Origin of the sequence: Enorma phocaeensis, from assembly GCF_900186505.1 — a bacterium.
GTDB classification, from domain to species: domain Bacteria; phylum Actinomycetota; class Coriobacteriia; order Coriobacteriales; family Coriobacteriaceae; genus Enorma; species Enorma phocaeensis.
In genome coordinates this window covers 852,242-865,136 of sequence record NZ_LT891970.1, presented here as the reverse complement: position 1 = coordinate 865,136, position 12,895 = coordinate 852,242, and the positions used below count along the sequence as shown (strand labels likewise).

Below are 12,895 nucleotides of genomic sequence, written 5' to 3'. Positions count from 1 at the left end.
CGGCGCTTATGCTACTTCCAGCCGAAGTCCGCCAGGCAGCGGTCGACATCGGACTCGAAGGTTCCGAGCTCGATACCCGCCTGCTTGATCTTGGTCGCATCCATGCGGAAATCGCGGAAGCGATCCGCGTAGCGCTCCGTGTTGGGAAGGATGCAGCGCTCGACCTGCTCAGGGGTCGTGATCCCGGCTTCGATCAGCTTGCTGCCGATGAGCTTGGCGGCCTCATAGGTCGAGAGCTCGTTCTGGCTGGCGAAGTGATACACGCCGTTCGGCAGCTCGCTGATGGCGGCAAACTGGTCGGCAAGGTGCTGCGCATAGGTCATGCAGCGCTTCTCGTTTACCGTGAAGAGCGTGGGCGTGTCGGTGCGCAGCGCTTTGATGACGTTGCCCATGATGCCCGGCGAGGGCTTGACGTGGGGCATGGGCATGCCGAACATCCAGGAGAAGCGAAGGACCAGATAGTCTTCCATGTTCTGCTGCATCCAGGAGTCGACCTCGGCCTTCTGCATGCCGTAGTTGGTCACGCTTGCGGGCTCGGCGTCCTCGGCGAAGGGGCCGGGCTCGGTCTTGCCGTTGAAGATCTGCTCGGTCGAGATGAAGATCATGCGGCATCCGCGCTCCTTGCAGATGCGCGCGATCTCGATGGCGGCGTCGCAGTTGACACGATGGGTGCCCTCGGGATCGTTCTCGCAGTCCGCCGTGGTGGCGTTGGCGGCGGTGTGGAACATGATGTCGAAGTCGAGGTTTTCGAAGTAGGAGCGCACGGAGCCAAGGTCGGTGTAGTCCACATTCTTGCGGCTGACGCGAACGAACTCGAAGCGGTCCTTGTTGTACATCTGGACGAGGCTTGCGAGGTACCCGTTGGCACCTGTGATGGCGAGGCGCTTCATCGGACGGTAATCCCTTCTGTGAGAAGGAGGGTCGCAGCTGTGCGGCCCTCCTGCTGGTCGTTGGCTATTTGCGGCAGCTGTCGGGACGGTAGCTTTGGAGCACGCGGCAGGTCCCGCGCACGGTGTAGGCGCCGGCGGAGGCGGGCACGAGCGTCGACTCGGTGTAGCCGAGCTCGACCGCGCCGTCTGCGGTCTCCACCGTGCAGATGTCCTCGACACAGGTGACGATGTGGTAGATGCCGTCCATCTCGACATGGTACTCGCCGGCCACATCGGCGACGTTGGAGACGAAGGTGCTGCAAGAGACGCCTTCACGCACGCGCGTGCCGTTGGCGGGGTCGAAGGAGCCCAGATGGTTGACCCCGGGCTTGCTCGAGGTGTCGAGAACCTCGAACGCCTTTTCGACGTGCAGCTCGCGACCGCGACCCCAGTCGCAGATGCGGTAGGTGCGGTTGCCGAACGATCCGACCTCTACGGCGAACATGCCGGCGCCGAGCGCGTGCATGGTTCCGGCGGGGATCACGATGAAGTCGCCGTCGTGCATCTCCACGCGACGCCCGTAGCGATCGCCGATGGTGTCGTCGGCGGCGGCGGCGCGCAGGGCGTCGACGTCGTCGGTCAGGCTGCCGGCGATGAGCGTCGCGCCCGGTTCGGCATGCAGGATGTACCAGGACTCGCTCTTCTCGTGGTCGCCGTCGAGGCGCTGCGCCTGCTCCTCGTTAGGATGCACCTGCACAGACAGGGTCTCGCATGCGTCCATGAAGGTTACCTGGATGATGTCGTTCTCGGGAAGATCGCCGATGATCTCGTCATGATGGGTGCGGACGGCTTCGTCGAGGCGCATGCCGGCGAGCGGGCCGTTCGCGATGGTCACGCAAACGTCGGGGTGCATGGTGACGTCGAACGCCTCGCCGTTGTTGCGCTCGGCATCATGTTCAAGGCCCCGTGCTTCGGAGATGGCATCACCACCCCAAATGGGATGGGCGTACGTTGTATTGAACTTCAGGGGTTGCATCACGAGGCTCGCTTTTGAAAGAATGCGGGCCGGCCTCAGCCGACCCGTCGCCTGCATGGGATATTAGAGCTCGATGGAGTCGATGCTTTCGGCTTCGAAGCGACGGCGAAGCTCATCGATGATGGGGATGCCGGCGCTGCAGCCGATGCGCGTGGCGCCCGCGCGGACCATGTCGAGGAATTGGTCGGCGGTGCGGATGCCGCCGGCGGCCTTGACCTGGATCTCGGGATCGCAATGCTCGCGCATGAGCTTGACGTCCTCGACGGTGGCGCCACCGGTGGAGAAGCCGGTGCTCGTCTTCACGAAGGTGGGCTTGACCTCGTTGGCAATCTCACAAAGCTTGATCTTCTCGTCATCGGTGAGCAGGCAGTTCTCGAAGATGACCTTGGAGGGGATCTCCTCCTCGCGCCCTTCGCTTGCCTCGCGGCAGATGTTGACGATCTGGTTCATCTCGTCTTTAACGTAATCCCAGTTACCGGCTTTGACCTCGGTGAGGTTGACGACGTAATCGATCTCGGTCGCACCGTTCTCGATGGCGTCACGGGTCTCGAAGGCCTTGACCGCGATGGTCTGCTGGCCCAGCGGGAAGCCGATGGCGGCACCGGTGTGGATGTCGGTGCCGGCGAGCAGGGCGGAGCAGCGTGCGGACTGGCCGGAGTTGATGGCGACCATCTTGAAGTGGTAGGCCTTTGCCTCGTTGCAGAGCTTCTCCATATCGGCCTCGGTGGCATCGGCATGGAGGTTCGTGTGGTCTACGAGGCGGGCGAGATCGTCGAGGGTGTACATCTTGCTCATGGCGGATCCTTTCCTGTCGGAGGAGATGACGACTAGAGTATAGAACAAATTGTAAAGAGGTTGAACAACGAATTGTAATTATGTATGCAATTATGTATCTATAATACAATTAAATCCAAGGTCTAAGACACAATAACTGCAAATCAGTGTTGACAGCGTGAAGAAATTCGACGTATCAGCACATGTTATGTAGAGGCGCCTAAATCGTTAAGAGAATCGACCGTGTAAGCCACGTGGTTGCGTGGCTTTTGTCGAGTCGATTCGCGATGTCGCGCCCGTGGCCCGATAACAGGAGGTTGGGGTATGAACATTCTTCTCGTCTCGCACGGCGGTCTGAGCGCGGGTGTGGCGGAGGCCTACCGCATGTTCTCGCCCGGGGCGGACTACGTTCACTCCCTGAGCCTGACCGAGGACGGCGGCATGGCCGTCTTCAATCGAGAAGCTCCAGATCGACGATGACACGTATCGCCTCGAGGAAGGCGCATACGAGCTGGTGAGCGTCGTTCGCGGCGAGGGCACCGTCAACGGCGAGAGCGTCAAGGTCGGGTCGCATTTCCTCGCCCCCAAGGACTGCCCGGTGGATATAGCGGATACCCTTACCTGCATGATGACGACCGCGTAATTTCGATCATGGACTTGGCCGCGCTGCTGCACGGACGGCGCGGCCGCTACGTTTTAAGGAGACGCCCCTATGCTAATGATCCCCTCCCTCATGTGCGCCGACTTCGCCCGCCTGGGCGAGGAGGTCGACGAGCTTGTTGCCGCCGGTGCCGACGGTTTCCACCTTGATATCATGGACGGCTCGTTCGTCCCTAATTTCGGTATGGGTTTAGGTGACGTGCAGGCGGTCTGCAAACGCTCGCCGATTCCCTGCGACGTGCACCTTATGGCCGAGAAGTCCGAGGTCTTCATCGACTTGTTCGCCGATGCCGGCGTGAAGATCATGTACGTCCATCCTGAAACCGAGCGCACCATCAACTCCACGTTGCTTGCTATCGAGAAGCGCGGGATGCATCCCGGCCTCGTGGTCGACCCGGGCGTGACGTTCGAATCGGTCGAGTACTCGCTGCCCGTGGCGGATTACGTGCTCGTGATGACCGTAAACCCCGGCTTCGCGGGCCAGAAGTACCTGGACCACGTGAACCCCAAGATCGAGCAGTTCGCCGCTGCTAAGGAGAAGTACGGCTACAAGCTGCTTATCGACGGCGCCTGCTCGCCCGAGGTCGTGAAGCATGCGGCAGAGCTCGGCGCCGACGGCGCGATCCTGGGTACGAGCTCGCTCTTCGGCAAGGGCCGCCCGTATGCCGAGCTGCTCAAGGAGCTCCACGAGAGCTGCTAGCACTTGCGAGTGCCCCCTAGCGGGGCGAATTCCCCCGGCAATCAGTAGCGCCAAGTGCATGCGGTACGCTACCATAAAAAAGGGGGGATCGCGACGGTGTGCTGGCTCTGCGCTGGCTTGCAGCCGGCGGGGGCTGCCCATCTAGGCAAAACCAGCCCGCACGTGACCAGGTCATGTGCGGGCTCTTGCTTCGAGGTAGAGATACGATGACGGCTCGGTACATGACGGTAAGGGACGACCTGCTCAGGAAAATCGAGGATGGAACCTACGCGGTGGGTGAGCTCATTCCCTCGGAGATCGAGCTTGTCGAGGAATATGCCGTGAGCCGTTCGACCGTGCGCAAGGCGCTGCGCATGCTTGAGGCGGAGGGTCGCCTCGACCGCCGTAGAAGGCGCGGCACCGTGGTGAAGGCGGTTGAGACGCAGGAGGAGGTCGCCCAAGCGGAGGGTTACACCCGCGGTGACCCGTGGAGCATCGAGGACAACATCGCGACCCAGCTACGCCTCTCCACGACCGTGCCCATCGTGGCCAAGCGAACGCACGCCACCGCGGAGATCGCCGAGAACCTCGACATAGAGCCTGGCGAGGAGGTCTACCGACTCGTGCGGCTACGCTATCTGAACGGCGAGCCCAACCTCTTCGTGGAGAACTACATACCGGTCGCGATGTATCCAAACCTGCTGGATGGCGTTGACTTCTCGCGCGTTCGCCTGCACGATCGCCTGCGCGAGCTCGGTCGGCCCGTAAAGGAGCAGCGCAACCGGGTGAACGTGTGCGCGGCAGACGAATCGATGGCGACCCTCCTCGATGTGCCGGAGGGAGATCCGCTCCTGGTGTTCCACATCACGAGCGTCGACATGGGAGGAACGGTCGTCGAGTACGCTATATCGACCTATCGCTCGGCGAATACGTTCGAGTTCACCGTCGTTCACTCCGTCGTATTGAGCAACGAGGAGCTATTGGGCTAGCACACGGCCGGCGATTAGAACCCTCAACATGAAGAACCGCTGTCAGCAGGTGCCTGCTCGGCTGCGGATTCCTTCTCGAGTTCTTCGAAGAGCTTGCTATCGAGCTCGGTGTAGCGTGCAGCGCCCTTCTTGTCCCCCTTGTTGGCGTACTGCAGCGAAAGCAGGTAGTACAGGCGATGCTTGGTCGCGGGATCGGCGTCATCGAGCTGGGCTTCCATGTCCTCGATGTAGGCGGAGGACTTGTTCGCCATGATCTCGTAAAGCTGCGTGAGGTCCTCGACCATGGGCTGGAGCAAGTTGATGGGTGCATGTAGGCTATATTGTATAGAAAAACGTGTCGCATCGTACGAATAAGAGGCTCGCATGGAAGCGCTGTACTTGAAGATTCGCGACGAGCTTGCTCGGCAGATCAAAAATCGTGTTTACCGCGAGGGGGAGACGCTTCCTTCGGAGGATGAGCTTGCAGAACGCTTTGGGGTGAGCAGGCCAACCATCAGGCGGGCGATCCAAGAGCTGGTCGATGACGGTATGCTCGAGAAGAAACCGTACCGAGGCACGACGGTGTGCCCTGCAAAGATCGAGCAGGGGTTCACAACCATGCTGCGCAGCTTCAACGAGGAGATCCTTGCAAACGGGCGCATCCCGCGCACGACGGTGCTTACCGCGCGCGTGCAGGAGGCGAGCCCCGAGGCGTCGTCGCGCATGGGCGTCGAGGTGGGGGCGCCGCTGTTCAAGCTTGTGCGCCTGCGGTACGCCGGCGACTATCCCAACGTGCTCGTGTCAAGCCTGATTCCGCTCGACATGTATCCCGGAATCGTCGAAGTCGACTTCTCGCAGGAATCGCTCTACGCATACTTTAGGAAATACGGCAAGCCGGTGGTGCGCGCCCATCGCCAGCTGGAGGTCATGAAGGCAAGTTCCGGTATGGCAGCGTTGCTCGACATCGACGAAGGCGATCCGGTGTACCGGTTCTACACCACCGCGACGACCGAGGCTGGTCGTGTTGCGGAATACACGACGGCAACGTATCGCGGCCGGAGCAACGCGTTTGAGTTCGACGTATCGCTTGTTGATGGAAGCCAGGTCAACGGCTAGCGCTCGGCGAGGCGTTAGAGGACGAGCCAGAGCACGAGTCCGACGATCGCGAGGATCACGAGAAGCGCCACCAGCAGATGCAGGCGCCTGCGCTCGCGTTCCTGTCGCGAGGTGAAGATCGATTTGCGACCCGACGGACCCTGTAGATAGCGTTCGTAATGGAGGCGAGGGCGCTCCTCGCCGGGTTGCGGCGTGCGCCTGGGGTGCGCGGGGCCTGTTGGCGGGAGATACTGCGGGTCGGCGGTGGCGACGCCCATGTGCCGGCGCCCGGGCCGCGGCTGCGTGGCTTCAGGGGCTTGCTCCGTGTTGAGTGCGCGGGGGTCTTGCGCCGGCTGGTGCGCATCCGCTGCCTGTCGGGCATAGGGATCGCGTTGGGATTGTGTAGGGTCAGGATAGGTGCCGGGGTGGACGCGCTGGCGGTACTTCAGGGCGTCATCGGTGATGGGCTCTTGGGTGATATGGGGCGTCGAGCGACGGTAGGGCACGCGTGCTGCCCGTTGAGGCGATGCTGATCGGGGTGTGCGGCTGTCCTCATCCATCGAGGTCTCCGTCCAAAGTGGAAAGGTGCATACCAGCACACATTTTAGTGATAGGCGCGCTGCTTGAACAAGGTACAACCAGGAAATGAAGCTAAAAAGTACGAGGTTGGAAACATGGCGTTGGGAGCAGAGCTATCGAGAGGCGATTTGTGGAGGTGGAGAAGGGGCAAACGATAAATCTAAGCCTATTAGACTGAGGTTTGATGATAATGTGACGCTTAGAAAATATCGGTTTGTTGGTATAGATGTCTCTGGCTCGGGAATAACTGAGAGCGAACAAAGAAGTCCACGTCCCGCAGGGTACGGGATGTGGCAATCACAAGGGAGTGATTGTTATGGCAAGCCTGATTCCTTATCGTTCGGTTCTCGGTATTCGTCCCGGTTCGATTTTCGATGCGTTCGATGACATGATGGACCTCGCATCTTCGCCGATGTCTTCCAGCGCGTTCCCCATGGACGTCGAGGACAAGGGCGATGCTTACGAGATCAAGGCATATCTCACCGGCGCCAAGAAGGACGACATCGACGTCGAGCTCAACGAGGGCCGTCTCTCCATCGCCGTCAAGGTTGAGGAGACCGAGGAGAACAAGGATAAGAACTTCCTGCAGAAGGAGTTCACTTCCTATAGCGCAACGCGCGGGGTCTACCTCAAGGATGCCGCGAGCGAGGGTCTTTCCGCGCGCTATGCGGACGGCGTTCTGACCGTCACGGTGCCTAAGATGGTCGAGAAGAAGAACGTCACCAAGGTCGCTATCGACTAACTGGACGCGCAGAGGCGAGGTTCAGCATTCGACCTACTGGGCTAACTGCACATAACGAGGCCTTCGGGCTCATGGGGGCGGGGCTGCGCAAGCGGCTCCGCCCTGCTTTCATGCGCTCGTGCTGCCAAGATGCGCCTGCGCTGCCAACGAAATGGTGTCATAAGATGGTGATGGGGCGGTTCTGGCCGGCTGCGCGGATATGCAGCGTGGGCGCTCCGGTGCGTTCGAGCATCGCGGTGGAACCGAGTTCGTCATCGAGCTCGGCTCCCAGAGCTGCCGCCCACGCGCGCACCGCGAGGCTCGGCCGGTTGTTCTCTTGTGAGATGTGCATCGCGATGAGCTGCTCGGTCCGTTCGGTAACCAGGTTGGGAAGCGCTTCGGCGGCTTGGGCGTTCGAAAGATGACCCCGCTCCGAGATGATGCGGTCCTGGAGATAGCGCGGGTAGGAGCCGGTGCGGAGCAGGGCGACGTCATGATTGCTTTCGAGGGCGAGGATGCGCACGTCGCGTAGATAGGTGAGGGAGCCGGGTGTAAGAATCCCGGTATCGGTGGCAAACCCAATGGAGTCGCCGCTGCAGTCGAATCGAAGCCCTACGGGATTCAGCACATCGTGCATGGTGGGGAAGGTCTGGACGTGGATGCCTGCAACCACAAACGAGCCGCCGGGCGCGAACTCCTCGAAGGGCAGCGCGGTGAGGGCGTCGCGGGTGCCCGGCGTGCCCAGGCTCGCGTGAAGCGATCCCCCGAAGCGCTTGCACCAAACGGCTGCGCCCTTCACGTGGTCGCCGTGCTCGTGCGTGATGATAAGAGCCTGGACGCGCTCCTCATCGAGGTCGAGCTCGTGCATGCGGCGCAGCGTCTCGCGGCGCGAGAAGCCTGCGTCGATCATGATGAGACCGCCGGGACCTTCCACCAGCGCGCAATTGCCCTTGGAACCGCTGCCTAGGATATGCAGGTGGAGCTGGTTACAATGGGTTGGTGCGGCGTGGGGCGCCGTGCTTCGTATGTGTCCATCTGCATCATGCATGGAGAACGCCTCTCGCCAGTTCAAGAAGGAGGAACATGTGCCTACGGTAGCACAGCGCTATATCCAGGGGCAGTCGTGCGCTGCCGCCCATGGTTCGTCTGCGCCCGCGAGCCCGGTGGTGCTCATGGTATCAGGCGGAGCGGACTCGACCGCCTTGCTCGTAATGGCATGCACCTCGAAGCTCGATATCGGTGACGGGATGGGCCGTGCGCGCATCGCGCGCGAGCGGATCTTCGTCCTGCACGTGAACCATCACCTTCGCGGCGAGGAATCCGATGCGGACGAGGCCTTCGTGCGCGATCTCTGCGAACGCTACGGGGTTCCGGTCTGCGTGGTCCACGCGTCGTTCACCGATCTGGGCGGGCAGAACCTCGAGGCCGCTGCGCGCGAGGTGCGCTATGCTGCGGCTCGCCGCTATGTGCGCGAGCTTTGCGCCGAGCGCGGGTGTCCCAGGTCAACCGCGCGCATCGCCACGGCGCATACGGCGAGCGATCGGACCGAGACGTTCTTTATGAACGCGATCAAGGGCTCCGGGCTTGCGGGGCTCTCGAGCATCCCGCGCCGGCGCAACATCATCGTGCGCCCGCTCATCGATATGACCCACGAGGAGCTCTGCCGCTATCTCGAGGTGGCTGGCGTGGGCTGGCGCGAGGACTCGACCAATGGCGACACGGCCTACCTGCGCAACTTCGTGCGGCATCGCATCGTGCCCGTGGCGCGGGAGCGCAACGCCAACCTTGCGCGGGTGGTATCTGCAGCCTGTGACGTGCTGGGAGACGAGGACGCCTTCATGGCGCAGCTTGCCGCCACCGCTCTGCGCACCTGCACGCGCCGTAGCCGCGAGGGGCTCGTGGTGATCGACGGCGCGCGGCTTGCCGCGGCGGAGGTTGCCATCGCGCGCCGCATGGTGCGCCTTGCCGTGAAGCAGCTCGACCCAGACGTTCGCCTGGAGTTCCGCCATGTCGAGGCGGTCCTTTCCTGCGTGGCGGCAGGCGAGGGGTCGCTCACCCTGCCGGGCGGAATCGATGCGCGCATGGAGTTCGGCACGCTCTCGCTGCGCACGGCGGCAGCTCGCGAGGAGCTCGTCTCGGGCTGGCTCAGGGTGCCCGGGCGCATGCCGCTTGCCAACGGTGCGATGCTCGAGGCTTCGCTTGAACGCGTGTCCTCTGGTGAGGACGCGGTGGTGCTGGCACGCTCGCTCGCCGCGGCCGATGATGCGACAACGAGCACGGTTCTGGTCGATGCGGCATCCCTCGGCTATGCGGAGCACGACGTGGTGCGGCTCAAGGAGGACGGTTCCGGCCAGTCTGCCGGGGTCATGGGAGTGCGCCTATGGGTCGATGCTCCCGCTGCGGGCGATCTGATGTGCCCTTTGGGCATGCACGGTCGATCCAAGAAGGTCTCGGACATCCTCAACGAGGAGCAGGTTCCGGTTGCCGAGCGCGCCCAGGTGCCCGTGGTGCGCACGGCGCCGAGCGGCTCCGTTGTGTGGGTTGGCGGAATTCGCCTCGACGACCGCTTTAAGTGCACGGCTGCAAGCAGGGTGCTGGTAAAATTGGTTATTCGTCGCGTCGATGCCGCCTAAGGTCGGCGCGCGGTTCGAGGTCCAAACGAACGAGCAGGAAGGGCGAGTATGAGCGAGACGAGCATGCAGCATCCGGATGTCGAGAGCGTGCTGTTCGATGAGGAGACCATCGCGTCGATCGTGAAGCGGATGGGCGAGGAGATCACGCGCGACTATCACGACAGGGACCTGGTGCTCATCGCCGTCCTGCGCGGCGCCGTCGTGTTCATGGGCGACCTCATGCGCGCGATCGATGTGCCGCTCGCCATCGACTTCATGGCGGTGTCGAGCTACGGCGACAAGGCCAAGAGCTCGGGCGTGGTCCGCATCGTCAAGGACCTCGATATGGATATCAAGGGCCGCGATGTGCTCATCGTCGAGGACATTCTCGACTCGGGCCTGACCCTCAAGTACCTCATGAAGAATCTCAGCAGCCGCAAGCCCGCGTCCATCGAGGTCGCGACCTTCCTGTGGAAGGACATCGAGGGCAAGCAGGCGGCCATCAATCCTAAGTACGTGGGAACCCATTGCCCCGACGCGTTCGTGGTGGGCTACGGTCTCGACTTCGCCGAGCGCTACCGCAACCTCCCGTACGTGGGCATTCTCAAACCGGAGGTCTATTCGTAAATGCCTTGTTCAACCGAATCGCTTCAGAAGGAGGGGCGCGCTCTTTTGCGCACGGCCCTGTTTGCCGAAGCCGAGCATAAGCCCAGCGAGGACAAGCCGACCCCCGAGCCCGAGGCCCAGCGCCCTGCCGGCGAAGAGCCCCGGGAACAGCATCCTGAAGCCCCGCGCCCGGATCGTTCGGACGACAGCCTCTTCGATCGTATCGACGGCATGGTGGCCGATAACCGCTCCGGCGCGCGCAACGGCGGGCGCAACGGCGGCGGACGTCGCGGGCCCAGCCGCGCTTCGCTGCTCTACCTGCTGATCGCGTGCGCCTTCATCGCGTACCTCTTCTTCAACATGGGAGGCGCGCTGGGCGGACAGGAGCAGTCGCAAACGCTCCCCACCAGCCAGTTCGTTTCTGCCGTGAAGCACGGCCAGGTGGACTCCGTGGTCTACACCGTGGTCACCGGCGAGGTGAGGGGCACGTACTGGCCGGATGCGGAAGACAAGGGTGACGCAGACGCGCTCGTTCCCTTCACCTCCACCTACGTTGGATCCGATTCGCTCGCTGAGCTCATGGCGCGCTTCCCGGGTGTGACCTACGAGGTCGACACCAACAACCCCAACGCCTTCACCGACATGCTCATCAATGTGGTTCCCACGATCATCCTGGTGCTCGTGATGTTCTACCTCATGCGCCAGATGATGGGTGCCAACAGCAAGACCATGCAGTTCGGGAAGACCAACGCCAAGACCGACGAAGCCACGCGCCCAAAGGTCAAGTTCAAGGATGTCGCTGGTATCGACGAGGCCGTGGAGGAGCTCGAGGAGGTCCGCGACTTCCTGGCCGATCCCGATCGCTACCGCAAGCTCGGTGCCAAGATCCCGCGCGGCGTGCTTCTGGTGGGCCCTCCGGGCACCGGCAAGACCTTGCTCGCCAAGGCGGTCGCCGGCGAGGCGGGCGTTCCGTTCTTCAGCATCTCCGGCTCCGACTTCGTGGAGATGTTCGTGGGCGTTGGCGCGAGCCGCGTGCGCGACCTCTTCTCCAAGGCAAAGGAGCTCGCCCCATCGATCATCTTCATCGACGAGATCGACGCGGTGGGTCGCCAGCGCGGCGCAGGTCTGGGCGGCGGCCACGACGAGCGCGAGCAGACGCTCAACCAGCTGCTCGTCGAGATGGACGGCTTCGAGGAGAGCGAGAGCGTGATCCTCATCGCCGCGACCAACCGCCCCGACATCCTGGATCCGGCGCTGCTGCGCCCGGGGCGCTTCGACCGCCAGATCACCGTCGACAGGCCCGACGTGCGCGGCCGCGAGCAGATCCTGCGCGTGCATGCCGCCAACAAGCCGCTCGCCGGCGATGTGAGCTTTGAAAAGCTCGCCCAGCTCACCGTGGGCTTCACGGGTGCGGACCTCGCCAACCTCATGAACGAGGCGGCCCTGCTTACCGCTCGCCGGCATGAGAAGCGCATCACCATGGCCGAGATCGAGGAATCCATGGAGCGTGTGATCGCCGGTCCCGAGCGCAAGGCTCGCGTCATGACCGAGGCCGAGCGCCGCACGATCGCCTTCCACGAGAGCGGACACGCGCTGGTGGGCCACGTCCTCGAGCATTCGGACCCGGTTCACAAGATCACGATCATCCCGCGCGGCCAGGCGCTCGGCTACACGATGCAGCTCCCCACGGAGGACCATTTCCTCAAGACGCGCAACGAGATGCTCGACGAACTCGCTGTCTTCTTGGGCGGCCGCGTGGCCGAAGAGCTCATGTGCGATGACATCACCAGCGGAGCCTCGAACGACTTGGAGCGCGCGACCAAGATGGCACGCGAGATGGTCACGCGGCTCGGCATGAGCAAGGAGCTGGGAACGCAGGTCTTTGGCGAGGCGCAGCACCAAGTGTTTTTGGGTCGCGACTATGCCGATCACCAGGACTACTCCGAGGAGACGGCGCGCCGCATCGACGCCGAGGTGCAGCGCATCATGCGCGAGGCCCACGAGCGCGCCGAGGCTATCCTCTCCGAGCGCCGTGAGCAGCTCGAGCTCATGGCGAGCGTCCTGCTGGAGCGTGAGACCGTCGAGGGCGATGCCGTGCACGCGCTGCTTGATAACACCTGGGATGATTACCTGGCTCACGAGGCCGAGCAGCCCGGTGCGTCCGCCGCTGGCGGCCCGGCGCGCGGTCGCAAGCCGCGCCAGAGCGACGAGGAGATCGCGGAGGAAGCGGCTCGCTTCGCCGAGGAGGCCATGGCATCTGAGGACGGGGATTCCAAGGAAGGCGTGTAGGCTGCCG

The 12,895-nt window shown here is 62.9% G+C and carries 15 protein-coding genes; 9 read left to right on the top strand and 6 right to left on the bottom strand.

Annotated elements, in window-relative coordinates:
• Positions 1 to 11 precede the first annotated feature (11 nt).
• From C1717_RS09870 to deoC, 3 genes are all read right to left on the bottom strand, one after another.
• The gene (locus tag C1717_RS09870) at positions 12 to 890 is read right to left on the bottom strand and encodes an SDR family oxidoreductase (RefSeq protein ID WP_102372985.1); all 879 of its coding nucleotides are present in this window, start codon (positions 888 to 890) and stop codon (positions 12 to 14) included.
• A 64-nt stretch (positions 891 to 954) separates the two neighbouring features.
• On the bottom strand, positions 955 to 1,905 hold the full coding sequence (locus C1717_RS09865) for a type I phosphomannose isomerase catalytic subunit (protein ID WP_102372984.1): 951 nt from the start codon (positions 1,903 to 1,905) through the stop codon (positions 955 to 957).
• A 63-nt stretch (positions 1,906 to 1,968) separates the two neighbouring features.
• A complete protein-coding gene (gene deoC / locus C1717_RS09860; RefSeq protein ID WP_102372983.1) occupies positions 1,969 to 2,700 on the bottom strand; it encodes a deoxyribose-phosphate aldolase in 732 nt (243 codons plus the stop codon).
• Between the two features lie 303 nt (positions 2,701 to 3,003).
• Between deoC and C1717_RS10635 the strand changes: the two genes are divergently transcribed.
• The 4 genes from C1717_RS10635 to C1717_RS09850 all read left to right on the top strand — a co-directional run bounded on the left by C1717_RS10635 (position 3,004) and on the right by C1717_RS09850 (position 5,007).
• On the top strand, positions 3,004 to 3,159 hold the full coding sequence (locus C1717_RS10635) for a hypothetical protein (protein ID WP_180965921.1): 156 nt from the start codon (positions 3,004 to 3,006) through the stop codon (positions 3,157 to 3,159).
• Between the two features lie 34 nt (positions 3,160 to 3,193).
• Positions 3,194 to 3,322: a hypothetical protein gene (locus tag C1717_RS10945; protein WP_281255288.1), complete on the top strand. Its 129-nt coding sequence runs from the start codon at positions 3,194 to 3,196 to the stop codon at positions 3,320 to 3,322.
• A 69-nt stretch (positions 3,323 to 3,391) separates the two neighbouring features.
• A complete protein-coding gene (locus C1717_RS09855; protein ID WP_219722314.1) occupies positions 3,392 to 4,039 on the top strand; it encodes a ribulose-phosphate 3-epimerase in 648 nt (215 codons plus the stop codon).
• A gap of 206 nt (positions 4,040 to 4,245) precedes the next feature.
• Positions 4,246 to 5,007 carry a GntR family transcriptional regulator gene (locus tag C1717_RS09850; protein WP_180965920.1) on the top strand — a complete coding sequence of 254 codons (762 nt, stop codon included), beginning with the start codon at positions 4,246 to 4,248 and terminating at the stop codon, positions 5,005 to 5,007.
• A 23-nt stretch (positions 5,008 to 5,030) separates the two neighbouring features.
• On the opposite strand, the gene C1717_RS09845 is transcribed toward C1717_RS09850, so the two are convergent.
• Positions 5,031 to 5,303 (bottom strand): hypothetical protein, encoded by a 273-nt coding sequence (locus C1717_RS09845; RefSeq protein ID WP_146003692.1) that lies wholly within the window; start codon positions 5,301 to 5,303, stop codon positions 5,031 to 5,033.
• A gap of 67 nt (positions 5,304 to 5,370) precedes the next feature.
• Between C1717_RS09845 and C1717_RS09840 the strand changes: the two genes are divergently transcribed.
• Positions 5,371 to 6,102 (top strand): GntR family transcriptional regulator, encoded by a 732-nt coding sequence (locus C1717_RS09840; protein ID WP_102372980.1) that lies wholly within the window; start codon positions 5,371 to 5,373, stop codon positions 6,100 to 6,102.
• A 14-nt stretch (positions 6,103 to 6,116) separates the two neighbouring features.
• Here C1717_RS09840 and C1717_RS09835 read toward each other — a convergent pair whose 3' ends face one another.
• A complete protein-coding gene (locus C1717_RS09835; RefSeq protein WP_102372979.1) occupies positions 6,117 to 6,641 on the bottom strand; it encodes a hypothetical protein in 525 nt (174 codons plus the stop codon).
• Positions 6,642 to 6,976: 335 nt separating this feature from the next.
• Between C1717_RS09835 and C1717_RS09830 the strand changes: the two genes are divergently transcribed.
• Positions 6,977 to 7,402: an Hsp20 family protein gene (locus C1717_RS09830; protein WP_102372978.1), complete on the top strand. Its 426-nt coding sequence runs from the start codon at positions 6,977 to 6,979 to the stop codon at positions 7,400 to 7,402.
• A 157-nt stretch (positions 7,403 to 7,559) separates the two neighbouring features.
• Here C1717_RS09830 and C1717_RS09825 read toward each other — a convergent pair whose 3' ends face one another.
• Positions 7,560 to 8,429, bottom strand: coding sequence for an MBL fold metallo-hydrolase (locus C1717_RS09825; protein ID WP_102372977.1), 870 nt, complete (start codon positions 8,427 to 8,429; stop codon positions 7,560 to 7,562).
• A 37-nt stretch (positions 8,430 to 8,466) separates the two neighbouring features.
• Between C1717_RS09825 and tilS the strand changes: the two genes are divergently transcribed.
• The 3 genes from tilS to ftsH all read left to right on the top strand — a co-directional run bounded on the left by tilS (position 8,467) and on the right by ftsH (position 12,888).
• Complete coding sequence (tilS, locus tag C1717_RS09820) at positions 8,467 to 10,014, top strand: tRNA lysidine(34) synthetase TilS (protein ID WP_245859642.1); 1,548 nt, start codon at positions 8,467 to 8,469, stop codon at positions 10,012 to 10,014.
• A 48-nt stretch (positions 10,015 to 10,062) separates the two neighbouring features.
• Positions 10,063 to 10,620, top strand: coding sequence for a hypoxanthine phosphoribosyltransferase (gene hpt, locus C1717_RS09815; RefSeq protein ID WP_102372976.1), 558 nt, complete (start codon positions 10,063 to 10,065; stop codon positions 10,618 to 10,620).
• Positions 10,621 to 10,830: 210 nt separating this feature from the next.
• Positions 10,831 to 12,888, top strand: a complete 2,058-nt coding sequence (gene ftsH / locus C1717_RS09810) for an ATP-dependent zinc metalloprotease FtsH (protein WP_245859717.1) — start codon at positions 10,831 to 10,833, stop codon at positions 12,886 to 12,888.
• The last annotated feature ends 7 nt before the right edge of the window (positions 12,889 to 12,895 follow it).